The sequence below is a fragment of the Nocardia sp. CS682 genome (assembly GCF_004634405.1).
Taxonomy (GTDB): Bacteria; Actinomycetota; Actinomycetes; order Mycobacteriales; family Mycobacteriaceae; genus Nocardia; species Nocardia ninae.
Window position 1 is genome coordinate 4,057,124 of the sequence record NZ_CP029710.1, and the last position, 24,170, is coordinate 4,081,293.

At 69.2% G+C, this 24,170-nt stretch carries 21 protein-coding genes; 13 read left to right on the top strand and 8 right to left on the bottom strand.

Features of this window, described 5'->3' with window-relative positions:
• Positions 1-38 precede the first annotated feature (38 nt).
• Together DMB37_RS18285 and DMB37_RS18290 are read left to right on the top strand one after the other, a co-directional pair.
• Positions 39-2,105 carry an NAD(+) synthase gene (locus DMB37_RS18285; RefSeq protein WP_135233746.1) on the top strand — a complete coding sequence of 689 codons (2,067 nt, stop codon included), beginning with the start codon at positions 39-41 and terminating at the stop codon, positions 2,103-2,105.
• Between the two features lie 103 nt (positions 2,106-2,208).
• Positions 2,209-2,883, top strand: coding sequence for a suppressor of fused domain protein (locus DMB37_RS18290; protein ID WP_135233747.1), 675 nt, complete (start codon positions 2,209-2,211; stop codon positions 2,881-2,883).
• Positions 2,884-3,086: 203 nt separating this feature from the next.
• Here the strand turns inward: DMB37_RS18290 and DMB37_RS18295 are convergent, their stop codons facing one another.
• The 6 genes from DMB37_RS18295 to DMB37_RS18320 all read right to left on the bottom strand — a co-directional run bounded on the left by DMB37_RS18295 (position 3,087) and on the right by DMB37_RS18320 (position 8,247).
• Entirely contained in the window at positions 3,087-3,815 is a 729-nt protein-coding gene (locus DMB37_RS18295; protein WP_135233748.1) for a Clp protease N-terminal domain-containing protein, read from the bottom strand.
• 103 nt (positions 3,816-3,918) lie between these two features.
• A complete protein-coding gene (locus DMB37_RS18300; protein ID WP_135233749.1) occupies positions 3,919-5,007 on the bottom strand; it encodes an NAD(P)/FAD-dependent oxidoreductase in 1,089 nt (362 codons plus the stop codon).
• Positions 5,008-5,105: 98 nt separating this feature from the next.
• Entirely contained in the window at positions 5,106-5,996 is an 891-nt protein-coding gene (locus DMB37_RS18305) for an RNA polymerase sigma-70 factor (RefSeq protein WP_240772546.1), read from the bottom strand.
• 241 nt (positions 5,997-6,237) lie between these two features.
• Positions 6,238-7,140: a phosphatidylcholine/phosphatidylserine synthase gene (locus DMB37_RS18310; protein ID WP_135237654.1), complete on the bottom strand. Its 903-nt coding sequence runs from the start codon at positions 7,138-7,140 to the stop codon at positions 6,238-6,240.
• Positions 7,140-7,871, bottom strand: coding sequence for a phosphatidylserine decarboxylase (locus tag DMB37_RS18315; RefSeq protein WP_107659699.1), 732 nt, complete (start codon positions 7,869-7,871; stop codon positions 7,140-7,142). The genes DMB37_RS18310 and DMB37_RS18315 overlap by 1 nt, the downstream gene beginning before the upstream one ends.
• Before the next feature lie 103 nt (positions 7,872-7,974).
• The gene (locus DMB37_RS18320; protein WP_135233751.1) at positions 7,975-8,247 is read right to left on the bottom strand and encodes a GlsB/YeaQ/YmgE family stress response membrane protein; all 273 of its coding nucleotides are present in this window, start codon (positions 8,245-8,247) and stop codon (positions 7,975-7,977) included.
• A 263-nt stretch (positions 8,248-8,510) separates the two neighbouring features.
• Between DMB37_RS18320 and DMB37_RS18325 the strand changes: the two genes are divergently transcribed.
• Positions 8,511-9,548, top strand: coding sequence for a beta-ketoacyl-ACP synthase III (locus tag DMB37_RS18325; protein WP_135233752.1), 1,038 nt, complete (start codon positions 8,511-8,513; stop codon positions 9,546-9,548).
• A 109-nt stretch (positions 9,549-9,657) separates the two neighbouring features.
• On the opposite strand, the gene DMB37_RS18330 is transcribed toward DMB37_RS18325, so the two are convergent.
• Together DMB37_RS18330 and DMB37_RS18335 are read right to left on the bottom strand one after the other, a co-directional pair.
• Positions 9,658-10,374, bottom strand: coding sequence for an SIMPL domain-containing protein (locus DMB37_RS18330; RefSeq protein WP_370465387.1), 717 nt, complete (start codon positions 10,372-10,374; stop codon positions 9,658-9,660).
• Between the two features lie 51 nt (positions 10,375-10,425).
• Positions 10,426-10,881, bottom strand: coding sequence for an SRPBCC family protein (locus DMB37_RS18335; protein ID WP_135233754.1), 456 nt, complete (start codon positions 10,879-10,881; stop codon positions 10,426-10,428).
• Between the two features lie 205 nt (positions 10,882-11,086).
• Here DMB37_RS18335 and DMB37_RS40585 point away from each other — a divergent pair, with 205 nt between their 5' ends.
• The 10 genes from DMB37_RS40585 (at position 11,087) to DMB37_RS18380 (ending at position 24,168) form a co-directional block, all read left to right on the top strand.
• Entirely contained in the window at positions 11,087-11,251 is a 165-nt protein-coding gene (locus DMB37_RS40585) for a hypothetical protein (protein ID WP_167768878.1), read from the top strand.
• A 73-nt stretch (positions 11,252-11,324) separates the two neighbouring features.
• Entirely contained in the window at positions 11,325-12,992 is a 1,668-nt protein-coding gene (locus DMB37_RS18340; RefSeq protein WP_135233755.1) for an FAD-dependent oxidoreductase, read from the top strand.
• Positions 12,993-13,008: 16 nt separating this feature from the next.
• Positions 13,009-14,517, top strand: a complete 1,509-nt coding sequence (locus DMB37_RS18345; RefSeq protein ID WP_135233756.1) for an ATP-binding protein — start codon at positions 13,009-13,011, stop codon at positions 14,515-14,517.
• Entirely contained in the window at positions 14,514-14,867 is a 354-nt protein-coding gene (locus tag DMB37_RS18350) for a UBP-type zinc finger domain-containing protein (RefSeq protein WP_135233757.1), read from the top strand. Before DMB37_RS18345 ends, DMB37_RS18350 begins: the two co-directional genes overlap by 4 nt.
• Before the next feature lie 73 nt (positions 14,868-14,940).
• Positions 14,941-15,369, top strand: a complete 429-nt coding sequence (locus DMB37_RS18355; RefSeq protein ID WP_135233758.1) for a hypothetical protein — start codon at positions 14,941-14,943, stop codon at positions 15,367-15,369.
• Between the two features lie 45 nt (positions 15,370-15,414).
• On the top strand, positions 15,415-17,715 hold the full coding sequence (locus DMB37_RS18360; protein WP_135233759.1) for an AAA family ATPase: 2,301 nt from the start codon (positions 15,415-15,417) through the stop codon (positions 17,713-17,715).
• Between the two features lie 112 nt (positions 17,716-17,827).
• Positions 17,828-19,132 (top strand): hypothetical protein, encoded by a 1,305-nt coding sequence (locus tag DMB37_RS18365; RefSeq protein WP_135233760.1) that lies wholly within the window; start codon positions 17,828-17,830, stop codon positions 19,130-19,132.
• A gap of 112 nt (positions 19,133-19,244) precedes the next feature.
• Positions 19,245-22,178 carry a Na+/H+ antiporter subunit A gene (locus DMB37_RS18370; protein WP_135233761.1) on the top strand — a complete coding sequence of 978 codons (2,934 nt, stop codon included), beginning with the start codon at positions 19,245-19,247 and terminating at the stop codon, positions 22,176-22,178.
• Positions 22,175-22,558: a Na(+)/H(+) antiporter subunit C gene (locus DMB37_RS18375; RefSeq protein WP_135233762.1), complete on the top strand. Its 384-nt coding sequence runs from the start codon at positions 22,175-22,177 to the stop codon at positions 22,556-22,558. The genes DMB37_RS18370 and DMB37_RS18375 overlap by 4 nt, the downstream gene beginning before the upstream one ends.
• Before the next feature lie 29 nt (positions 22,559-22,587).
• On the top strand, positions 22,588-24,168 hold the full coding sequence (locus DMB37_RS18380) for a Na+/H+ antiporter subunit D (RefSeq protein WP_370465413.1): 1,581 nt from the start codon (positions 22,588-22,590) through the stop codon (positions 24,166-24,168).
• The last annotated feature ends 2 nt before the right edge of the window (positions 24,169-24,170 follow it).

Consider the following 24,170-nt stretch of genomic DNA (forward strand, 5'->3'; position numbering starts at 1 on the left):
ATGATCATTTCCGGCAGCCTCGGCGAAGGGGGACGGCAGTGCGTGAACTGCCCTTCGAGTCGCTCTATCGGCACGATTTCGCCCGGGTGGCGGTCGCCGTGCCCCGGGTGCGGGTCGCCGACCCCACCTACAACGTCGAACAGACGCTGGCGCTGGCCAGGGAAGCGGCTGCCGACGGGGTGGTGCTGACGGTTTTCCCGGAGCTCGGCCTGTCCTGCTACACGGCCGACGATCTGTTCCACCAGGACGCGCTGGACGACGCCGTCCAGGCGGCGCTGGCGCGGGTGGTCGCCGAGAGCGCCGACCTCGACACGGTGCTGGTGGTCGGTGCGCCGGTGCGGGCCCAGGGGCGGCTGTTCAACTGCGCCGTCGCGGTGTGCCGCGGCGCGGTGCTCGGCGCGGTGCCGAAGAGTTATCTGCCGAACTATCGGGAGTTCTACGAGAAGCGGCAGTTCGCGGCGGCCCGGGAGAACCTGGAGACGCACGTCACGATCGCCGGGCAGCGGGTGCCGTTCGGCGCCGACCTGCTGTTCGTGGCGAACAACCTCGACGGGTTCGTGTTCCATCTGGAGATCTGTGAGGACGGCTGGGTTCCGTTGCCGCCCAGCGGTTATGCCGCGCTGGCCGGGGCGACGGTGCTGGTCAACCTGTCGGCGAGCAATATCGTCATCGGCAAGGCCGACTACCGCAGGGCGCTGTGCACCTCGCATTCGGCGCGCTTCCTGGCCGCCTACCTGTATTCGGCGGCGGGACACGGGGAATCGACGACCGATCTGGCTTGGGACGGCCAGGCGCTGGTGTGCGAGAACGGTGATCTGCTCGCCGAGGGTGTCCGGTTCGCCGATCATCCGCAATTGGTCACCGCCGACCTGGATGTGCGCCGCCTGGCCGCGGATCGTCTGCGCACCACCAGCTTTGCCGACAATGTGCATGACCATCGGGAACGGCTGGCTCGGCTGCGGCGCGTCGAGGTGGCGCTGCCGATCCCCGCGGGCGTGGTCGAGCTGCGCCGCGAGATCGAGCGCTTCCCTTACGTTCCGGCCGACCCCGCGGTGCGCAACGACCGTTGCGCCGAGGTGCAGCACATCCAGGTCGAGGGGTTGAGCACCCGGCTGCGCGCCACCGGGATGGAGCGGGTGGTCATCGGAGTGTCCGGCGGGCTGGACTCCACCCAGGCGTTGATCGTCGCGGCCGAGACAATGGACCGGCTCGGCCTGCCCCGGGCGAATGTCTTGGCGTACACCATGCCCGGCTTCGCCACCAGCACCCGAACCCGCACCGACGCGCACCGATTGATGGACGCGCTCGGCGTGACCGCGCAGGAGATCGATATCCGTCCGTCGGCGACGCAGATGCTGCGTGACCTCGGCCATCCGGCCGCCGACGGCGTGCCGCAGTACGACGTCACCTACGAGAACGTGCAGGCGGGCGAGCGCACCTCGCACCTGTTCCGGCTGGCGAACCAGCACGGCGCGCTCGTGGTCGGCACCGGCGATCTGAGCGAACTCGCCCTGGGCTGGTGCACTTTCGGCGTCGGCGACCACATGGCGCACTACAGCGTCAACGCCTCGGTCCCCAAGACGCTGATCAAGTATCTGATCGCCTGGTCGGTCGAGACCGGGCAGTTCGGACCCGTGGCGGGCGAGGTACTCACCTCGATCCTGCAGACCGAGATCTCGCCGGAGTTGGTGCCCGACAACGCTGCTTCGACCACCGCGGCGCCGAGCCAGAGCTCCGAAGCCACCGTCGGCCCGTACGAGCTCCAGGATTTCCACCTCTACTACCTGCTCCGCTTCGGCTACCGCCCCAGTCGCATCGCCTATTTGGCCAGGCACGCGTGGGCCGACCCGAACCGCGGCCGCTGGCCCGATCTGATCCCCGCCGACCAGCGCAACGCCTACGAGCTCGCCACGATCAAGCGGTGGCTCGCGGAGTTCCTGCGCCGGTTCGTGCAGACCAGCCAGTTCAAACGCTCGACGCTGCCCAACGCACCGAAGGTCGGTTCCGGCGGCTCACTGTCCCCGCGCGGTGACTGGCGGGCGCCGAGCGACGCGTCGGCCGCGGCCTGGCTGGCCGAACTCGAGCGCAACGTGCCGGACACCTGACGCGCTGCCCGCCAACGGCATCCGGCTCAGGCGACCGCTTGCCGAGCGACCGAGTCCGCGCACGGCCGCAGGCGACAGCGGCGGTTCCCCTTATGGTGGCGGGGTGAGTGAAGCACCCGGCTGGAATGCCATCGACGGCGCACTGCGGCCGTTGTACGGCGATATCGAACCTTTCCATTGGGCCACCGATCACCGCTGGTCGCTCGGCGGTCCCGACCCGCTCGACGGGATCAGCGCGTACTCACGCACCGAGCCGGTACCGCACTGGCACTACATCAGTTACGGCATGACCGAGCTGTACGAGAAGGAGTGGGACAACCCGGCGGAGTCCGGCTGGGGGTTCGAGTTCACCTTCCGGCTGGTGCGTAAGCCCACCGACACCGAGCCGCCGGTGTGGCCGGCGAACTTCCTGCAGAATCTCGCCCGCTATGTCTTCCAGTCCGGCAAGTGGTTCGAGCCGGGGCACACCATCAAAGCGAACGGTCCGATCGCCGCCGACCGACCGAACTCCGGCATCCGCGCGGTCGGCTTCACCGTCGACCCGGAGCTCGGCACCATCGAAACCCCGCACGGCAGTATGCGATTCCTGCAATTGGTCGGACTGACGATGCCCGAGTACCGGGCCGCGCAGGGCGGTAAGACGTTGGAACTACTAGCGGAGCTGGCACCGCACCTTCCGCTGTACGTCACCGATATCGAACGCGAGCCGTTGGTTGCCGAGCCGAAACCCCAAGCGCAGTGGCCCCGTTGGGGTGGCGGCCTGCGCGGGCGGGCGTAGAGCACGGCAGTTTCAGGCGGCACGCATCAGGCGCGGGCGCTGTTCGTTCGGGCGCCGCCGTTGGCAGGCCGGTGTTCGCCGTGCGCGGGCAGCTCGCGCCTGCGCGGCCATCGCTGCACGAAATCCGTAGCGCGCGCGGCGGATTCGTAGCCGGATGGACGTCAGGCGGTCGAGACCGGCCCCGGTCGACGCCCACCGTCGCCTCATGACTTTTTGGGCATGTACGGGGCGAGGAGTTCGACAATGTGGGCCTCGGTCTTCGTCTTGTCCATGCCGAGCCCGGTGAGCAGGCCGTCCCCGTTCTCCTGCTCGAGCAGCGCGAGCAGGATGTGTTCGGTGCCGACGTAGTTGTGACCCAGCCGAAGTGCCTCGCGGAAGGTCAGCTCGAGCGCCTTCTTCGCCTCCGCGTCGAACGGGATGAGCGGCGGCACGTCACCTGTTCCGCCGGGCAGCGCGGCGGTCACCGCTTCGCCCACGGCCTCCAGCGAAAGACCGCTGGTGAGAATCTCTTTCGCGCCGATGCCGTCGGGTTCGGACAGCAGCCCGAGTACCAGGTGCGCGGTGCCGATCTCCGAGTTACCCGCGGTGCGTGCGGCTTCCTGCGCGGCAATGATGACCGCGCGGGCCCGCTCGGTGAACCTGGCGAAGCCCGCGCTCGGATCCATCAGGGCGTCTTGTCCAAGGCCGCCGGGCCCTTTTGGTACGAAGCGCTTCTGCGCGGCTTGCTTGGTTACCCCCATGCTGGCGCCGATGTCGGTCCACGAGGCGCCGGCGCGGCGGGCCTGGTCGACGAAGTGGCCGATCAGATGATCGGCCAGTTCGCCGAGGTGATTGCCGGTGACCACGGCGTCGGACAGTTGGTCGAGCACATTGTCGGGGCGGGCTTTCTTGATGCCGTCGATCAGGTCGTCGAGGCGGTATGGCTGCGTCATGCCGTCAACGATAGGTTGACGATTCGTCGGCGTCAACCCAAAGTTGACGAAGCCTCATCCGCTACCGGACGCCCGTGCCGTTGCCGCCGGAATCGTTGGCGATTCAGGGACGGGCCGCCCATCCCGCACCGCGAACGACCTGCTCTTTCACCCACGCCGCCGGCCGCCCGGTCAGCACGGTTCGCGCAGGCGAGTCGTCCGCGTGCAGCACCTGGATGAGCCCGTCCCGACGGCCGAGGCTCAGACACTGGACGACGTACCGGAACCGCAGCTTCCCTGGTTGCGCGCCGCGAAGCCGAGCGACAATCGCATCGGCCGCGTACTTGCCCGTGGGCAACGCGGTCGCACAGGCCATCCGCAGGTCGCGCCCGCCGGGTCCGGCGATCACGGCGCTGTCGCCCGCCGCGTAGACGGCCGGGTGCGAGATCGACCGCAGCGCAGCGTCTACCAGCACCCGCCCCGTTCCGTCGACCGAAAGGCCCGATCGCCGCGCCAGATCCGGCACGGCGAAACCCGCGGTCCACACGGTCGCGGCGGCCTCGATCAGCGCGCCGTCCGCCAGCCGCACCCCGGCCGCGGTTACCTCGAGCACCTTGGCATCGGAGCGGATCTCGACGCCGAGCCGCTCGAGCACGCGGCGAATATGCTTCCGTGCCCGCGGCGACAACCATGCGCCCGGCTCCTCCGGGCTGAGCAGGCACACGCGCGAATCAGGATGCGACTCAGCGAGTTCCGCAGCCAGCTCGATACCCGTGGCACCGGCACCCACGACTAGAACAGTGCCGGAGGGAGCTTCGAAACGGGCCGCGTCCTCCGGCGTCGACACCGAGTAGGCATGCTCGGCCAGGCCGGGAACACTGGTCCGGTCCGCAGTACTGCCCAGCGCGTAGACGAGGGTGTCGTAATCGAGAACCGTTGCGGTATCCAGCAATACCCGCTTACTCGCGGTATCGATCTCCGTCGCACGAGCGCGCACGAAGTGGATCTTCTTGCTGTCCAACAGTTCCCGCAGACTCCAGGTCGAAATCTGTTGCCCGGCGGCCTGCTGGTGCAGCCGTACCCGTTCGACGAAGTCGGTGCGCGCGTCGACGACGGTGATCCGCGCCCCGCGCGCCTTGCTCGCGAGGCGGCCCGCTGCCGCCAGTCCCGCGTATCCGGCGCCGAGGACGACGATCCGATGCTGTCCGGTCATGAGGTGGCTCCTGTTCGTTCGGCCGACACCCTTCAGATCGGACAGCCCCGCCATTGCTGACAACTTTCGGACGTGAAGCACGTCACGCTATCGGCGAATTACTGCGCAGCACCCGTGGATTTCGCGAAATAGGCCAGCTTGTCGGGGTTGACGACCAGCCGCAGCGTCGCCACCGCTCCGTCGACCAGCTCGATTCCGACAACGAGCATCGGCGCACCGTTCACCCGGGCCACCGCGGCGGGCGCGCCGTTGACCTCCTCGACGAGCAGCTCCATGCCGGGCACCTCCCACCGCAACAACCCGACCAGGTACCTCGCGACCTTGTTCGCACCGACGATCGGCCTGCGGGCCGCGTTGATCTGCTCGCCGCCGTCCGCGATCGACACCACATCGGCGGTGAGCAGCTGCTCCAGCGACTCGATGTCGCCGTTGCGCGCCGCCTTCAGGAACCGCTTGATCACCTCGCCCGCGTACTCGGACGGCACATCGAAGCGGGCCCGGCCCGCGCGGGCCCGCAGGCCGGCCCGCCGGTAGATCTGCTGCGAGTTGCCCTCGGTGATGGTGAGCATGTCGGCGATCTCGCGATGGGCGTAGCCGAACGCCTCGCGCAGCACGAACACCGCCCGCTCGACCGGGGACAATCGCTCCAGCGCGGTGAGCAGCGCGAAGGAAACCAGCTCGCGCTCTTCGACGGTCTCCAGCGGACCGAGCTCGCCGCGCTCGGTAGCCACCGGCTCGGGCAGCCATGGCCCGACATAGGTCTCCCGGCGGGCCCGCGCCGAAATCAGCCAGGCCCGGCATTGATTCACCAGCACGGTGGTCAGCCAGGCCTCGGCGGAACGGATTCGGCTGCGATCGGCGGCGTCCCAGCGCAGGTAGGTCTCCTGCACGGCGTCTTCGGCCTCACCGGCGGACCCGAGCATCCGGTAGGCGAGTGCGAACAGGCGGGGGCGATGCGTCATGAACACGCCCAACCCGTCCGGCTCCATCGCTACCCTCTTTCGCGCCCGCCCGCCGGGTATGACCGTACCGCTCGCCCGCGTGGACAGCCGCATGTGTTCGGCCACCGCCGAATCCGCGATACCGAGCAGCCGCTTCAGGCCGAACCTGGCGGCGCCGAAACCGCCGACACCCCAGCCACTGAAACCGAAGCCACCTATCGCCAGCGTGCCCATACTGCAAGAGCATTCCTGGGCGGGCTTTCCAAGACCTTAAGAAAACCCAGCAGGCTCAGCGGGGCAGGTCGTTGCCTTCGCGCTGCTTGCCGCCCGGCCTGCGTAACCGCAGGCGAGCAGTGGAGCCGCGGATCGCCGGGCGGCGGATCACCGGCCTGCGCTGGGCCCGGCGTTGCGCGCGCCGCTCGGCGGGCTTGTGCGTCCAGGTTTCCGGGCGGGCGGCGACCCAGCGCTGCGAGTGCCAGGCGAACGGAATGTGGCACAGGTACAGCGCGACCAGGATCAGCAGCAGCACGATCGGGTAGGTGACCAGCAATGCTGCGGCCAGCGCGACGAGCACGAGCAGCCCGGCGGCGGCCTGCGGCGCCACCGACACCGACTTCATGGCCAGCGTCGGAATGGTGCTGACGCACAACGCCGCTGCGCAGACGGTCCACGCCGAGACCGCGTAGAAGCCGACCCACCAGCCGTCACCGAACACCTCGAACAGCGCGACCGGCACCATGGCGATGAGCGCGCCCGCCGGGGCAGGCACGCCGACGAAGTACTCGCGCGACCACTCCGGGCGGGTGTCGTCGTCCAGCAGGGTGTTGAACCGGGCCAGCCGCAGCACGATGCTCACCGCGAACAGCAGCGCGACGATCCAGCCCGCGGTCTCGCTGTGCAGCAGCGACACATAGAGCACCAGCGCGGGGGCAACACCGAAGGAGATGGCGTCGGACAGCGAATCCAGCTCCGCGCCGATCGCGGTGGTGGCGTCCAGCATTCGGGCCAGCCGACCGTCCAACGTGTCCAGCACGGCCGCGGCGCCGATCATCGCCAGCGCGATGTCGAGCCGGTTGTCCAGCCCGAACTTCACCGCGGACAACCCGGAGCACAGCGCCAGAATGGTCACCACGCTCGGCAACAGCCGGATGGGGCGGCGCCGCCGTCGCTGAATCGGAGCAGCCGCCTCCATCATGAAGCGGCGGGCGTCGACCCGAGCACCGCGAGGACGGTCTCGCCGCCGATGGTGCGCTGCCCCGGCTCGACCAGCAGCTGCGTGCCCGCCGGGAAGTAGGTGTCCACCCGGGAGCCGAAACGGATCAGCCCGTAGGTGTCACCGATCGTCAGCACGTCGCCGACCTGGGCGTCACACACGATGCGGCGGGCGAGCAGGCCGGCGATCTGTACCACGACCACCTGATGCCCGGACGGGGTGTCGAGCACCATGGTGTTGCGCTCGTTCACCGCGCTGGCCTCGGGCAGATCCGCCGAACGGAACTGTCCCGGCTGATGCAGCACCGTGCGCACCACACCGGACACCGGAGTGCGCTGCACGTGCACGTCGAGCACGGAAAGGAAGATGCTCACCCGGGGCACGGGCTGGTCGCCGAGGCCCAATTCCGCAGGCGGAGCGGCGGTGTCGACGAGGGCGATCTCGCCGTCGGCGGGCGCGACGACGGCGCCGGGCCGGTTCGGCGGCACCCGATTCGGATGGCGGAAGAACGTCGCGCACGCGGCCGCGGCGAACAGACCCGTCCGGCGCACCCACTTTCGCTTGCCGCCGAGGACAGCGACCGCGAGGGGTGCGGCGACGAACGGAAGCCCGGCGGGGTGCAGCGGGGGGATCGCATTGCGAACCAAATCGGCGACGTGGCCGACTCCGGTGCGTTCAGGCGTGCCGGGCGGCGTGGGACGGCGGGCCACAGGCTCCTCTTTCGTGCTAGATGCAGTCGGATTACGCCCTCCACGATAGGACCGGCGCAAGCGTTCACACCTTACGGGAAAGGAGCCTGTGGCACCGGTGCCGTCAGCTGCGGACTCGGCGTCCCGTCACCAGACCGACCAGGAACAGCAGCACCACTGCGCCACCGAGGCAGGTGAAGAAGCTGAACCAGAGGCCGGCGCCTTCGACATCGACACCGAACAACTTCAGTAGGAAACCACCGAGTAGGCCACCGACGATGCCTACGACAATGTTCAACAGGATGCCCTGCTGGGCATCGGTCTTCATGATCTTGCTGGCAATCCACCCGGCAAGACCGCCGATGATGATCCACCCGATAATCCCGAGACCGAGCATGGTGTCCTCGCAATCCGCGTTCTACCGTCCATGCGTACCTGGAACGGTTCACACATAGTTGGGGCATGCCGACAGGAGCAATCAGCATGCTAATCGCGGTATACCCGGGGTTTGTGAGAATACGCACGGCGAAACGCCGGATCTCCAGCTAATATGAGGGGGCCTCATGTCTACGGCTCCGTAGGTGGCGGTTGATGAGGGATCCATTTTCGATGCTTCGGGGACAACCCGGCGGCGGTGCCGCAGGTACATAGGAGACGCACATGGCTGCTCGAATCGCCCAGACCACCGGGGCAGAGCACACGGCGATCCTCGGGCTCGGCGTATACCGCCCGGTCCGAGTCGTCACCAACGACGAGGTGGCGGGGCCGATCAACTCGAGCGACGAGTGGATCCAGACCAGGTCCGGGATCAAGACCCGGCGCTTCGCCGGAGAATCCGAGACCGTCCAGAGCATGAGCGTCGCCGCAGCCAAGGGCGCACTCGAGTCGTCCGGGATCGCGGTCGACCAGGTCGACTGCGTGATCGTCGCGACCTCGACCCACCTGCTGCTCACCCCGGCCGCCGCACCGCGGATCGCGACCGAACTCGGTATGAACGGCTCGGCCGCCTTCGACGTCTCCGCGGGCTGCGCGGGCTTCTGCCACGCGCTCGCGCTGGCCTCGGACCTGGTCCGCGGCGGCACGGCAGGCCACGTTCTGGTGATCGGCGTGGAGAAGCTGACCGACACCATCAACCCGACCGACCGCTCCACCGCATTCCTGTTCGCCGACGGCGCGGGCGCGGTGATCGTCGGCCCTGCCGACGAGCCGGGCATCGGCCCGACGGTGTGGGGCTCCGACGGCACCCAGCACCACGCGATCCGCCAGGACAAGGACTGGGTCGAGTTCTTCCGCGAGATCGAGGAGAAGGGCACCGACGCGGTGCGTCCCTACCTGGCGATGGAGGGCACGGCCGTATTCCGCTGGGCCGCACACTCGCTGGAGAAGGTCTGCCGCGACGCCATCGACCGGGCCGGGCTGTCCACCGACGACCTGAACGCGATGATCCCGCACCAGGCCAACGGCCGGATCATCGAGATCATGGCGCGGGTGCTGAAGCTGCCGGAGGATTGCGCACTGGCCAACGACATCGAGGAGACCGGCAACACCTCGGCCGCGTCCATCCCGCTGGCCATGGAGGCGATGCTGCGCAAGGGCGAGTCCAAGCCCGGCGATACCGCGCTGCTCATCGCGTTCGGCGCGGGACTTTCCTACGCCGCACAGGTAGTGACGCTGCCCAAGTTTGCGATCACGGTGTAATCAGCAGAACCTGCACGTTCGGATTCGTGCCAGGCGCGCATCGACACCGCGCCGCGGCACGAATTCAGCACGCGCCCCGGCGCACATCAACCACGCGCCCCGGCGCACATCAACGCAGCCCCCAGGTGACCTTCACGGTGAAGGTCACCGTTTGGGTGCCCGGTTCCAGCGGAACCGACTGCGGTGCCGCGTCTTGCGCCGACAGCTTGCCCGCACTGTCGTCGTCGTGGCTGCTCGCCTCGGTAATCGTGTCGACCTCGGTCAACTGCACCCCGGCGAGCACCGCGTACTGCTCGGCGCGGGCCTTCGCGTCGGCGAACGCCCGGGCTCGGGCGTCGGCGAGCAGCTGCGAGTTGTCGTCGATGGCGAAAGACACCGAGCGCAGCCTGGTTTCGTTGCCACCCGCCTTGATCGCGCTGTCCAGCACGCCGGAGGCCTTGGTCAGATCCCGCACCACGACGCGGACCGAGTTGGTGGCGCGGTAGCCGATGACGGTGTCGCCGCCGTTCGGTCCGCCCGAGTATTGGGGCTGGATCGAGACGTCGGTGGTACGCACGTCTTCCCGGGTGGCGCCCGCGCCGACGACGGCGTCGGTCATCGCCTTGGCTTTGTCGTTGGCGCGGGCGATGGCGGCGGAGACGTTCTCGGCGGTCACCTCGACGCCGAGGTCGGCGTTCAGGATGTCCGGTGCGCCACGCACCTGGCCGCTGCCGACGACGGTGACGTGCCGTTCGGGTCCCGCGTCATCGGTGCCGCAGCCCGTCATCAGCACGGTGCCGACTGCCATCGCGGCACCGGCCGCGGACCAGCGCGTCATTCGTCGCATACTCGCCCAACTTACGCACCGAAGCCACCGCGCCGAGCGCGAACACGCCGACTAGCCGTGCGCCTCAGCGGCCTTCTTGATCTTGTCGAGCGTCTCGTTCATGCCGCGGACCAGTTCCTCCTCGAACGGCACCTCGCCGCCGAACGCGGTGTTGATCGACTTGCTGGAGAACCAGGTGGTGCCGTTGGGAAAGTCGCGGCGCTCGACCAGCCGGGTGCCCGACTCGGTCGGCTCCAGCGTGTAGCTCCAGATCGCGCGGTTCTCGTTGATCTTGAAGGCGAACGCCTGGTTCGCCTCGTACCGCACGATGCGCGCGGTGGTCGGCCAATATTTCTTGCCGTCGGTGTTGAGGTTGAGCACCCAGGTGCCCGCCTTGGGCTTCCCGAGCGGCAGCATCCGCACGCACTGCGGGCTGAACTCCGGCATCCGCTTCAGATCCGAGACTACCGCCCACACCCGGTCCGGCGGCGCGGCGATATCTATGGCGACTTCGAGGTTCTTCGGCAACGCTGCCTCCGGGATCCGTGCGAACGAACCGAGCGGGAGTCCGGTCGAGCGCGCTTGATGGGTAATACACATTTTAATCGGGAAGACAGTTGGGTCACATTCAGCATGTTGTCCGCTGATCTTGGTAATGGCCAGCGCACAATGCCGGATAGAAGAAGCAAAGACACTGCCTCCAGCTTTCCCGCCAAACGTGAGGTGATCGGCCGTGAACCTGCGCTCCCTCTTACATCGCCGGCATGCGAACAATGTTCCGCTGCTACCCGCCATCGAGCCCGACGGCGGCCCACCCGCCCGCGACTCGTCCGCCGAGACGCTCGAGCGACTGCTCACCCCCACCGAACTCGACCTGATTCGCCACCACAAATTGTGACGCGGACCGGCCCGGTTGTCCGCCGGCAGTGAAAGCCGACGACACGGTTTGTACCGAGGTTCATACTCGTTAGGTGACTTCACCCGCTGCCACGAAACCGGCCATCTTGAGCGTCGACGACGATCCTGGGGTTTCCCGAGCGGTCGTGCGCGACCTGCGGCGGCGCTACGGCGCCGACTACCGGATTCTGCGCGCGGAATCGGGCGCCCAGGCGCTGGACGCGCTGCGTGAGATGAAACTGCGCGGCCAGCCGGTCGCCGTCTTGATCGCCGACTACCGGATGCCGGGCATGGACGGCATCGAATTCCTCGAGCAGGCGATGGACCTGCATCCCTACGCGCGCCGGGTACTGCTGACCGCCTACGCCGACACCAGCGCCGCGATCGACGCGATCAACGTGATCGACCTGGACCACTACCTGCTCAAGCCGTGGGACCCGCCGGAGGAGAAGCTGTACCCGGTGCTGGACGGCCTGCTCGACGCCTGGCGCAGCAGCGAGCACCGGCCGATCACCGAGACCAAGGTGGTCGGCAACCGCTGGTCGCCGCGCTCCTCGGAGGTGCGCGAGTTCCTGGCCCGCAATCAACTGCCCTACCGCTGGTACCTGGCCGACGAGCCGGAGGGCGCGCGGCTGCTGGAGGCGGCGGGCGCCGATCCCGAGCGCTGTCCGGTGGTGATCACCGCGGCGGGCGAGGCGCTGGTGCAGCCGTCGGACAGCCTGCTCGCGGAGAACGTCGGGCTCACCGTCAACGCGACCGGCGACTTCTACGACCTGATCGTGGTCGGCGGCGGGCCCGCGGGTCTCGGCGCCGCGGTGTACGGGGCCTCCGAGGGCCTGCGCACGGTGCTGGTGGAGCGCACCGCGACCGGCGGTCAGGCCGGGCAGAGCTCGCGCATCGAGAACTACCTCGGTTTTCCGGATGGCGTGTCCGGCGGCCAGCTGGCCGATCGGGCGCGGCGGCAGGCCGCCAAGTTCGGCGCGGAGGTGATCACCACCCGCGAGGTGGTCGGGCTCGAGGTGAACGGTTCCGCGCGCACGGTGCGGTTCGCCGACGGCGGCAGGCTGTGCGCGCACACGGTGATCATCGCGACCGGCGTCGACTACCGCCGCCATCCGGCCCGCGGTGTGGACGACTTCACCGGGCGCGGTGTGTATTACGGCTCCGCGATGACCGAGGCTTCCGAGTGCGCCGACCGCGATGTCTACATCGTCGGCGGCGCGAACTCCGCGGGGCAGGCGGCGGTGTTCCTGTCGCGCAACGCGAAAACGGTCCACCTGGTCGTCCGGTCCGGCTCGCTGGACAACTCGATGTCGCACTACCTGGTCCAGCAGATCGCCCAGATTCCGAACATCCAGGTGCACACCAACACCGAGGTCACCGCCGCCGACGGCGACGACCACCTGCAGCAGATCGTGTTGCGCAACAACGTGACCGGCGTCGAGGAGAAGGCCGAGGCGGAGCGGCTGTTCCTGTTCATCGGCGCCGCACCGCAGACCGACTGGCTCGACGGCGTGGTCAAGCGCGACGAGGCGGGCTACGTACTGGCCGGCCCCGATCTGCTCGTCGACGGCGCGCGACCGGCCGGCTGGGAATTGCCGCGCCCGCCGCATCATCTGGAGACGAACGTGCCCGGCGTGTTCGTGGCGGGTGACGTGCACGCCGACTCGGCCAAGCGCGTCGCCTCGGCGGTCGGTGAGGGTGCCATGGCCGTCATGCTCGTGCACCGGTACCTCGCGTAAAACAGGAGGCTGGCAAGTGAATTCGAATGAGACGGCAGGGCGCAGCAGCCGATCGGTCTGCGACCCAGCGGAATTGCGCACCCTGTTCCTGTTCGAGAAGCTCGACGACGCCCAGCTGGACCGGCTGTGCCGGGACGGGCGGGTCGAAACCATCGAGCCCGGCGTGGTTTTCCACGAGGGCGAGCAGGCCACCTGCTTCTACGTGCTGATGGACGGCGAGATCGTGCTGACCAAGCTGTCCGGCGGCACCGAGATCGAGCTGGTCCGCACCCAGCACCGCGGCGCCTACTCGGGCGCCTGGATGGCCTACATCGGCGACAAGGTCGACCAGACCTACAACGGCACGATGAAGGTGACGCGCCCGTCGCGGTTCTTCGTGCTGGACGCCGCGACCTTCGCCGACATGATGCACGAGTGGTTCCCGATGGCGGTGCACCTGCTGGAGGGCGCCTTCTTCGGCAACCGGAATGCCAACGCGCGCGTCGGCCAGCGCGAGCGGCTGCTCGCCCTCGGCTCGCTGTCCGCGGGGCTCACGCACGAGCTGAACAATCCCGCCGCGGCGGCGGCGCGCGCGACATCCGGCCTGCGTGAACGGGTTGCGGGCATGCGGCACAAACTGGCCATGATGGCCGACGGCAAGTTCGATACCGCGTCACTCGGCGCGCTGGTGCGGCTACAGGAGGAGGCGGCGGCCCAGGTGGCCAAGGCGCCGGAGCTGACGCCGATGGAGGCCGCCGACCGCGAGGACGTGCTCGGGGAGTGGCTGGAGGAACACGGCATCAGCGACGGCTGGAACCTCGCGCCGAACTTCGTGCAGGCCGGTTTCGACGTCGACTGGCTCGAACGGGTCTCGGCAACCCTGGAGGGCTGCACCGAGCAGGTGCTCCAGGGCGCGATCCGCTGGCTGAACTACACCATCGAGACCGAGCTGCTGATGAACGAGATCGCCGACTCGACGACGCGCATCTCGTCGCTGGTCAACGCGGCCAAGCAGTACTCCCAGATGGACCGGGCGCCGTTCCAGGTGGTGGACATCCACGACCTGCTCGACAGCACCCTGGTGATGCTCAGCCGCAAGATCGGCGACGGGGTCGAGGTGGTCAAGGATTACGACCGCGCACTGCCCGAAGTGCCGTGCTACGCAGCGGAATTGAACCAGGTGTGGACCAACCTGATCGACAACGCGGTATACGCGATGAACGGCCAGGGCACGCTGACCATCCGCACCAGGCACGAAAACGACTGTGCCGTCATCGAAATCGGCGACTCCGGCCCTGGCATTCCGGAGGAGGTGCGCAGCCGGATCTTCGAGCCGTTCTTCACCACCAAGCCGATGGGCGAGGGCACCGGCCTCGGCCTGGACATCTCGTTCCGGATCGTGGTGAACAAGCACGAGGGCGACATCCAGGTCGACTCCGAACCGGGCAACACCCGATTCACCGTCTGGCTGCCGCTGCACCGCACGCCGGACGAGCCGGCGCAAGAGAATGCCGAACCCGAATCCACCGTAGGAGGTCAACGATGACGCAGGAGTTCGAGGGCATCGATACGGCGGTGCCGCCCACCGGTACCGGCTGTGTGGAATGCGAAGCGTCGCAGGGTTGGTGGGTGCATCTGCGCCGCTGCGCCCAGTGCGGGCACGTCGGCTGCTGTGACAGCTCGCCGGACCAGCACGCCAGCCAGCACGCGAAAGACACCGGCCACCCGTTCGTGCAGAGCTTCGAGCCGGGCGAGGACTGGTACTGGAACTTCCGGACCGAAGAGATGTACGGCGACGGACCGGAGCTCACCCCGCCACACAGCCACCCCGCCGATCAGGGTGTGCCAGGCCCGCGCGAGCGGGTCCCCGCGGACTGGCAAGCACACATCCACTGAGCCGCGCCGAACCGGTACGCTGCACCGAACGCGCCGGACGTTCCGGCACACGATCCACCGGGGAAAGCACGGTATGAAGCGAACTTCCGCCATCGTCCTGGCCATCGGGACGGTGGCTCTGCTGGCAGGTTGCGGCCAGTCCGCGGACGATTCCAGCGATGCGAACGGTCTGCGCAAGGGCTCGGCCACGAGTACGACCTCGGCCGCGCGGTCATCGTCCCCGGCCGCCGCGCCGAGCACCCCCGGCAGCGCGCCGACCGCCGAGCAGCCGGGCACCCCCGCGTCCACCGAGCCGTCGCAGACCAGCTGCGCCGAGTTCAAGAAACTGGACAACGACGCGCAGAAGGCGCTGATCGAGAAGATCGTCGCCGAGCACCCGGACAGCACGTTCGCGGGCAGCCCGAACGTCGCGCTCGGCACGGCGAAGCTGGTCTGCCTGTCCGGCAGCGTGGCCGAGACGCCGGTCGCGGTGGCGGCCGGGATCGTCCCCAAGAACAAGTAGCACCGGCCGGTCCCCCACCGTGGCGCGGCGCGGCAGAATGGCACAGTGGCAGAACTGGCGCTCACCGCTCGATTGAATCCCTCCGCTGCCGACGCACGCCGCGGCGTGGTGCGGCTGCATCCGGAGGCGCTCACCGCGCTCGGGTTGCGTGAGTGGGACGGCATCGCGCTGGTCGGCGCGCGCCGCACCGCCGCGGTCGTCGGCGTCGCGCCGTCCGGTACGCCGGCCGGGGTGGCGCTGCTCGACGACGTGACGCTGTCCAATGCGGGCTTGCGCGAGGACGCGACGGTGGTGGTCGCGCCGGTCACCGTGTACGGCGCCAAGCAGATCTCGGTGAGCGGCTCGGTGCACGCCACCCGCACCATCCCGGCGGCGACGCTGCGCCAGGCGCTGCTCGGCAAGGTGGTGACGGTCGGCGACACGGTCTCGCTGCTGCCGCGCGATCTGAGCCCGGAGATCAGCTCCGCCGCCGCCTCGCAGGCCCTCTCGCGCACCTTCGGCATCGCGTGGACCACCGAACTGCTCACCGTCACCGCCACCGATCCGCGCGGACCGGTCAGCGTGCAGCCGAACACCGCCGTCGTCTGGGGTGCGGGCGTGGTGGCGGCCAGGGACGCGGCCGACCGGGCGCTGGCCGGTACGCCGATCCCGCCCGGCGAGGCCTCGCGCGGCGCGACCGAGGCGGCGGCCTTCGACGGCGCGGCGGTCGCGCACGGTGCGTCGAACGGCCGGAGCGCGGCCACCCGGCACACCGATCCGCTGATCACCGTCAAGGACCTGGCGGGTGCGCACAGCCAGGCGACGAAGCTCGCGGAGTGGCTCAGCCTCGCCCTCGACGAACCCGAGCTGCTCAAAACCCTCGGCGCCACACCACATCTCGGCGTCCTGATCACCGGCCCGGCCGGGGTCGGCAAGGCCACGCTGGCCCGCGCGGTCACCGCACCGCGCCGCATCGTCGAACTGGACGGCCCGACCATCGGGGCCGCGGAGAGCGGCACCCGGCTGCGCGAGGTGGCCGAGGCGGTGGCCGACGTCTGTTCCGGACAGGGCGGCATCCTGCTGATCACCGATATCGACGCGCTGCTGCCCGCGCAGGCCGAACCGGTCGCCACCCTCATCCTGGATCAGTTGCGTGGCGCGGTCGCCGAGCCGTCCGTCGCCCTCTTGGCCACCACGGCGCACCCGGCCGGGATCGACCCTCGGCTGCGCGCGCCCGACCTCTGCGACCGGGAATTGGCGCTCGCATTACCCACCGCCGCGGTACGCAAGTCGCTGCTGGAACAGTTGCTGCGCCGGGTGCCGACCACGGCGTTGAAACTCGACGAAATCGCCGCTCGCACACCTGGATTCGTGGTCTCCGACCTGGCCGCCGTGTGCCGCGAGGCGGCCCTGCGCGCTGCCTCGCGGGCCAGCAAGGAGCACACCGATCCGCAACTGACCCAGGAGGATCTCCTCGGCGCGCTGAAAGTCATTCGGCCACTGTCGCGTTCGGGCATGGACGAGCCCGCCATCGGCAGCCTCGGCCTGGACGAGGTCGGCGACATGGTGGAGACCAAGCAGGCGCTGACCGAGACGGTGTTGTGGCCGCTGCGCCATCCGGATTCGTTCGCCCGCCTCGGCATCGATCCACCGCGAGGGGTGCTGCTCTACGGTCCGCCGGGGTGCGGCAAGACCTTCCTGGTGCGCGCGCTGGCGAGCACCGGCCAGCTCAGCGTGCACACGGTGAAGGGCGCCGAGCTGATGGACAAGTGGGTCGGCTCCTCCGAGCGCGCGGTGCGCGAATTGTTCCAGCGCGCACGCGATTCCGCGCCGTCGCTGATCTTCCTCGACGAGGTCGACGCGCTGGCGCCGCGGCGCGGCCAGAGCGGTGATTCCGGCGTGGGCGACCGGGTGGTCGCCGCCTTGCTCACCGAACTCGACGGGGTGGAACCGCTGCGCGATGTGGTGGTGCTCGGCGCGACCAACCGGCCGGAGCTGATCGACCCGGCGCTGCTGCGGCCCGGGCGGCTGGAGCGACTGGTGTTCGTGCCACCGCCGGACAGCGCGGCGCGGCTGGAGATCCTGCGGACCGCCGGACGTTCGGTGCCGCTGGCCGCGGATGTCGATCTCGCCGTCCTGGCCCGCAAGCTCGACGGCTACTCCGCGGCGGACTGCGTCGCGCTGCTGCGCGAGGCCGCGCTGACGGCGATGCGCCGTGACCTGGACGCCGCGGACGTCACCGCGGCGGATGTGGCGGCGGCGCGTACGGTCGTCCGGCCCTCGCTCGACGCGCTCCAGGTGGAATCGTTGCGCCGCTACGCGGAGACGCGCGGCCAGCCGACGGGCAGCGAGGGTCGGTACCTGTAAGTCGGCAATCTCGCCGTTATCGCACGTTCCCGGCATTTCGCCCATTTCGACATGCATCGGCGAAGTGCTGGCAATCACAGATTCGCCGGCCGCGCGCAGGTATGTTCGGCCTGTGCGGCGGATGGGCAATGCGTTCGACGCGGTCACGGTGTTCTTCGGCGCCGCGGTCGCGGGTGTGACGCTGTTCCTGCCGGCCACCTTCGCTTCGATCCGCGATAGCACGCCCTATCAGCTGGCGAACCTCTGGAACAGTGTGCCGCGCGGCGCGGCCATCGGGGTGATCGTCGCCGTCGCCGTCACGGTGGTCGTCGGCGTCACCGCCCGCCCGGCGACCGCATGGGTGGTCGCCCTGGTCGGCACCGTCGCGCAGCTGATCAATCACATTGCCGGGCACAATGCCGCCTCGGCCGACATGCTGACCACCCAGAACTACATCGACGCGGTGTGCGCCGGAATCGTGCTCGGCGGGCTCGGTGTCGTGGCACTGCGCAAGCCGGTGCTCGCCGCGGCTTTCGCGCTCGGCGGTGTCGGGTTCTTCGTGTTCAGCGACCTCGCGGATTTCCTCGATATCGATGACGATCCGTTCGACGTGCTGGAGTCGCCGCCCAGCTGGCTGATCGTGCTCGTGCTGGCGCTGTTGATCGTCAGTGCCCTGCGCAATCGGCCCAGAGTCGGCGAGCCCGAGCCGCTGCGGCTGTCGATCGAACTACCGGTGGCGCCGATCCTCGCGGCGATGGTGCTGGCCCTGGTGATCCTCGCGGCTACCGAATGGCTGCAACGGCAGTACATCACCGCGCCCGCCATCAACCACGCGGTCGATATCGGGTTCACCGCCGCCGCCACCGTGTGCGCCGCGACCGCGGCGGCCATGCTGCTGCCCGGCCGCGACGGGTACGGCGTCTATCTCGCGGTCGGTCTCACCGCGACCGCCGATGCCTTCGGCTACGCCCACCGGCCCGGCTGGAGTGTCTGGATCCTGCTCGCACTGGCGGCGGTCGGCATGCTCGCGGGCGCCCGCATGCCCTCGGCGCCGTTGGCCGTCACCCTGCTCGCCGGGCTCGCCGTCTTCGCCATAATCGTGCCGCCGGAATCGCACTGGATTCTGTTCTCGGCGGGCAGCGTGGTGCTCGCGCTCACCGCGGGCTACTGCTGCGCCACCGCCCGGCCACGGCATGCACCGAGCGGGGTGCTGGCGATTGCCGCCCTGTACCTGCCGACGGTCATCTCCGTGCTGCCCGACGACAACAAGAGCTGGCAGCTGCCCGACGGCGCGGCACACGACTCGACACCCGGGCGGGCCGCCCTGGCCATCGTGCTCGGCAGCGCGGTCGGCCTCGCCGTGCTACACCGCTTCCGGCCGCGCGGCCGCCCGCGATCGACCGACCCCGCCGCGGACGCGGCGTTAGCGGATATATAGCCCCACCGTCGCCGTATAGCCGACGCCATACCCGGCGAGTACGCGGAAATCCCCAGGCTCCACGTAGGATTGTCCCGCACCACCCCGCCGCCCCTACCCGACGGAGTGTAGTTTGCTCGCAATCCTGCTCGCCCTCGCCGCAGCCGCGCTCGTGGCGCCGCTGTGGGTAAGGGCACTGGGGCGCAACGCTTTCTACGTGCTCGCGCTGGTCCCGTTCGGCGGCCTGATCTGGGTGATCGCGAATTGGGGTAGCACACAGCGGGTTCGGCTGGAGTGGGCGCCGAGCATCGAGATGAACATCGAGCTGCGGTTCGACTCGCTCGCCGCGATCATGTCGGCGCTGGTGCTCGGCATCGGTGCGCTGATTCTCTGTTACTGCGCCAGATACTTCGAGGACGACGAGCCGCGCCTCGGGGTGTTCGCGGCCGAGATGGTCGGCTTCGCCGGGGCCATGTTCGGACTGGTGACCAGTGACAACATGCTGTTGCTGTTCGTCTTCTGGGAACTGACCACGGTGCTGTCGTTCCTGCTCGTCGGCCACAATGCCGAGCAGGCGAACAGCAGGCGCGCCGCCATCCAGGCGCTGCTGGTGACCGCCGCGGGCGGGCTGGCGATGCTGGTCGGCCTGATCATCCTCGGCGAGGCGAACGACAGCTACCTGCTCTCCGATCTGCTGGCGCGGGCGCAGCCGCCGAACGGACTCGCGGTGAACGTGGCGGTGGTGCTGATCTTGATCGGCGCATTGAGCAAGTCCGCCGTGGTGCCGCTGCACTTCTGGCTGCCCGGTGCGATGGCGGCGCCGACGCCGGTCAGCGCCTATCTGCACGCCGCGGCCATGGTGAAAGCCGGTGTGTACCTGGTGGCGCGGCTGGCGCCGGTGTTCGCGGAGAACCCCGTCTGGCATCCGCTGGTGCTCACCCTCGGCGTGGTGTCGATGCTGCTCGCCGGGTTGCGGTCGCTCGAGGTGGTGGATCTGAAGCTGGTGCTGGCCTTCGGCACGGTGAGCCAGCTGGGCTTCCTGATCGTGCTGGTCGGCCTCGGCACGCCGGACGCGGCGCTGGCCGGGGTCGCGATGATCGTCGCGCACGCGTTGTTCAAGGCGTGCCTGTTCATGGTGGTCGGGATCATCGATCACGGGGCGGGCACCCGGGATCTGCGCAGGTTGTCCGGGCTCGGCCGGCGCGCTCCGGTGCTCTGCGGCATAGCGATCCTCGCGTCGTTGAGCATGGCGGGAATTCCGCCGCTGGTCGGATTCGTCGGTAAGGAGAGCGCGCTCGGCGCGATCCTCGACGCGGACACCCTCGCCGCGCCCGCGCGGGTGGCGCTGGCGGCCGGCGTGGTGCTCGGGTCGATGTTGACCGTCGGCTACAGCATTCGCTTCGTCTGGGGCGCCTTCGCGGACAAGCCCCATGTCGCGCGGCCGACCGCGCACGGGGCGCACCGGGTGCGCCGCGTCGCCGACTACGCCCCCGAAAGTGCCGGGCCGACTGCGGACTCCGGTGACACCGACGGGCACGTGCGCGAAGACGGCGGCTGGCACGCGCCGGGGGCGCTGTTCCTGGCCGCGCCCGCGATCCTCGCGGTGGCGAGCCTGGTCGCCGGACTCGGAGCGCCGTGGACCGATCGGCTGCTCAGCCCCTACGCGGGAACGTTTTCCGAGGAACTACTGTCCTATCTCTCGCTGTGGCACGGCTTCACCGTCCCGCTGGCGCTCACCGTCCTGGTGATCGCGGGCGGCATAGCCCTGTTCCAGCTGCGCGATCGGCTCCGCGATCCCACCCGGCCGCGGCTCGGCAATGCCGACCGGGCCTACGACGCGGCCCTGCGCGGGATGGACCAGCTGTCGCTGCGGATGACCGGCGCGGTGCAGCGCGGGTCGCTGCCGCTGAGTCAGGCGACCATCCTCGGCACGCTGATCATCCTGCCGTCGGTGCTGCTCGCCCTCGGCACCCGTACCGGAGTCGAACTGCGCCTGTGGGATTCGCCGTTGCAGGCGGTGCTCGGCGGCATCATGGTCGCGATGGCGCTCGGCGCGACGGTGCTGCGTAACCGGCTGGCCAGTGTGCTGGTGGTCGGGGTCACCGGCTACGGCTGCGGCGTGATCTTCGCGCTGCACGGCGCACCCGATCTGGCGCTGACCCAATTCCTGGTCGAGACACTGACCCTGGTGATCTTCGTGCTGGTGCTGCGGGCGTTCCCGGCGGAGATCGAGGCGGGCCGGGCCACCCCGTTCAAGGCGCGCAGGGCGGTGCTGGCCGCACTGGTCGGCGCGACCGTCACGGTGCTCGGCGCCTTCGCCGTCGCCGCCCGCACGGCCGAACCGATCTGGCACCGAATCCCCGACGCCGCATACCAATTCGGCGGCGGCAAGAACGCCGTCAACGTGCTGCTCGTCGACATTCGCGCCTGGGACACCCTCGGCGAGATCTCGGTGCTCGTGGTCGCCGCGACCGGCGTCGCCTCGCTGGTGTTCCGCAGCCGCCGCTTCGGCAGCGCGCCGCGCGCGGCCGACTCCCCGCACTACGACCCGGATCTGGTGAGCTGGCTGCCCGCCGGACGACTGGTCGATCGCGCGGACCGGTCGATGGTCATGCAGATCACCACCCGGCTGGTGTTCCCGACCATCATGGTGCTGTCGGTGTACTTCTTCTTCTCCGGCCACAACGCCCCGGGCGGCGGTTTCGCGGGCGGGCTCACCGCCGGGCTCGCGCTGACGCTGCGCTACCTCGCGGGCGGCCGGTACGAATTGGGTGAGGCGCTGCCCGTCGACGCGGGCCACCTGCTCGGCGCGGGACTGACCCTGGCCGCCGGAACCGCCGTCACCTCCCTGTTTTTCGGCGCACCGCCGCTGTCCTCGGCGATCTTCGAGGTGACACTGCCGGTGCTCGGCCACATCAAGCTGGTGACGGCGCTGTTCTTCGATCTCGGCGTGTACCTGATCGTCGTCGGCCTGGTGCTCGACGTGCTGCGCAGCCTCGGCGCCCGCCTGGACAGCGAGCTCGCCTCGAACGAAACCACCTCCGTGTCAGGAGGTTCGGCGCGGTGACGGCCAATCTGACGCTGTTGATCGTGATCGGCATCCTGGTCGCCTGCGGGGTGTATCTGATCCTCGAGCGCGCGGTCTCGAAGATGCTGCTCGGCATGATCCTGTTCGGCAACGCGGTGAACCTGTTGATCATCACCCTCGGCGGCCCGGACGGCCGGGCACCGATCCAGGGCCAGACCGACACCACCCACCGCGACACCGCCGACCCGCTCGCCCAAGCCATGGTGCTCACCGCCATCGTGATCACCATGGGCCTGGCGGCTTTCGTGCTCGCGCTCGCCTACCGCTCCTTCACCATCACCACCACCGACGATGTCGAGAACGACCAGGAAGACATCGACGTCGCCCGCAGGCGCGAGCGAGAGGACCCGGAAGATTGAGCCTCTCCCCCGGACTGCTGCCGACCCTCATGCCGCTCCCCGTGCTGGTGCCGCTGCTCGCGGCGGCGGGCACCCTGGTCTTCGGGCGCAGGCCACGGACCCAGCGCACGATCATGCTCGGTGCGCTGAGCGCGGTGGTCGTCATCTGCGGGCTGCTGTTGTATCTGGCCGACCGCGACGGCACCACCGCACTGCAGGTCGGCGGCTGGGAGACCCCGATCGGCATCACCCTGGTGGTGGACCGACTGTCCGCGGCGATGCTGCTCGTCTCGTCCATCGTGCTGCTCGCCGTCGCGATCTACGGTTCGGGACAGAACATCCGCGACGGCGACGAGCGGCAGCCCACCTCGATCTACCGGCCCACCTATCTGGTGCTGACCGGCGGTGTTTCGGCCGCGTTCCTGGCCGGTGACCTGTTCAACCTGTTCGTCGGCTTCGAGATCCTGCTCGCCGCGTCGTTCGTGCTGCTCACCGTCGGCGGCACCGAGGAACGCATTCGCGCGGGTGTGTCCTATGTGATGGTCTCGATGCTGGCGTCGCTGATCTTCCTGACCGGCATCGGCATGACCTACGCGGCCACCGGCACGTTGAACCTGGCGCAACTGGCGCAGCGGATCGGCGCGGTGCCCGAGGGCACCCGTACCGCCATCTACGCCGTGCTGCTGGTGGCGTTCGGCATCAAGGCCGCGGTGTTCCCGCTGTCGAACTGGCTGCCCGACTCCTACCCCACCGCGCCCGCGCCGGTGACCGCGGTGTTCGCCGGTCTGCTCACCAAAGTCGGTGTGTACGCGATCATCCGGACGCACTCGCTGCTGTTTCCCGGTGGCGAGTTCGATTCGATCCTGCTGGTGTGCGGATTGCTCACCATGCTGGTCGGCATCTTCGGCGCGATCGCGCAGAGCGACATCCGGCGACTGCTGTCGTTCACCCTGGTCAGTCACATCGGGTACATGATCTTCGGCGTCGGGCTGGCCAGCACCGCCGGACTGGCCGGCGCGGTTTTCTATGTGGCGCACCACATTCTGGTGCAGACGGCACTGTTCCTGGTGGTCGGCCTGATCGAGCGGCAGGCGGGGTCGACCTCGCTGCGCAGGCTGGGCGGCCTGGCCTCGGCGAGTCCGCTGCTGGCCGTGCTGTTCTTGGTTCCCGCGCTGAATCTCGGTGGCATACCGCCGTTCTCGGGGTTCATCGGCAAGGCCACGCTGTTGCAGGCGGGCGTGCAGGATGGCAGCGTGCTGGCCTGGACGCTGGTCGCGGGATCGGTGCTCACCAGTCTGCTCACGCTGTACGCCGTCGCGCGGGTGTGGAGCAAGGCGTTCTGGCGACCGCGGGTGGAGGCGCCGGAGGGCCACCTCACCGCCGCGAAAACGCCGTCGCTGATCGAGGATTCGACCGACGTGCACTACGACGATCGCCCGCGCCCGGGCCGGATGCCGCTGTTGATGGTCGGATCGACGGCGGCGCTGGTGGTGATCGGACTGAGCCTGACGGTGCTCGCAGGCCCGATCCTCGGCATCGCCGACCGGGCAGCGGCGGATCTGCGCGATCCCGGCGTGTACATCACCGCGGTGCTCGGCAACGGGGTGGACGGATCGGGGGCGAGCCGATGAGC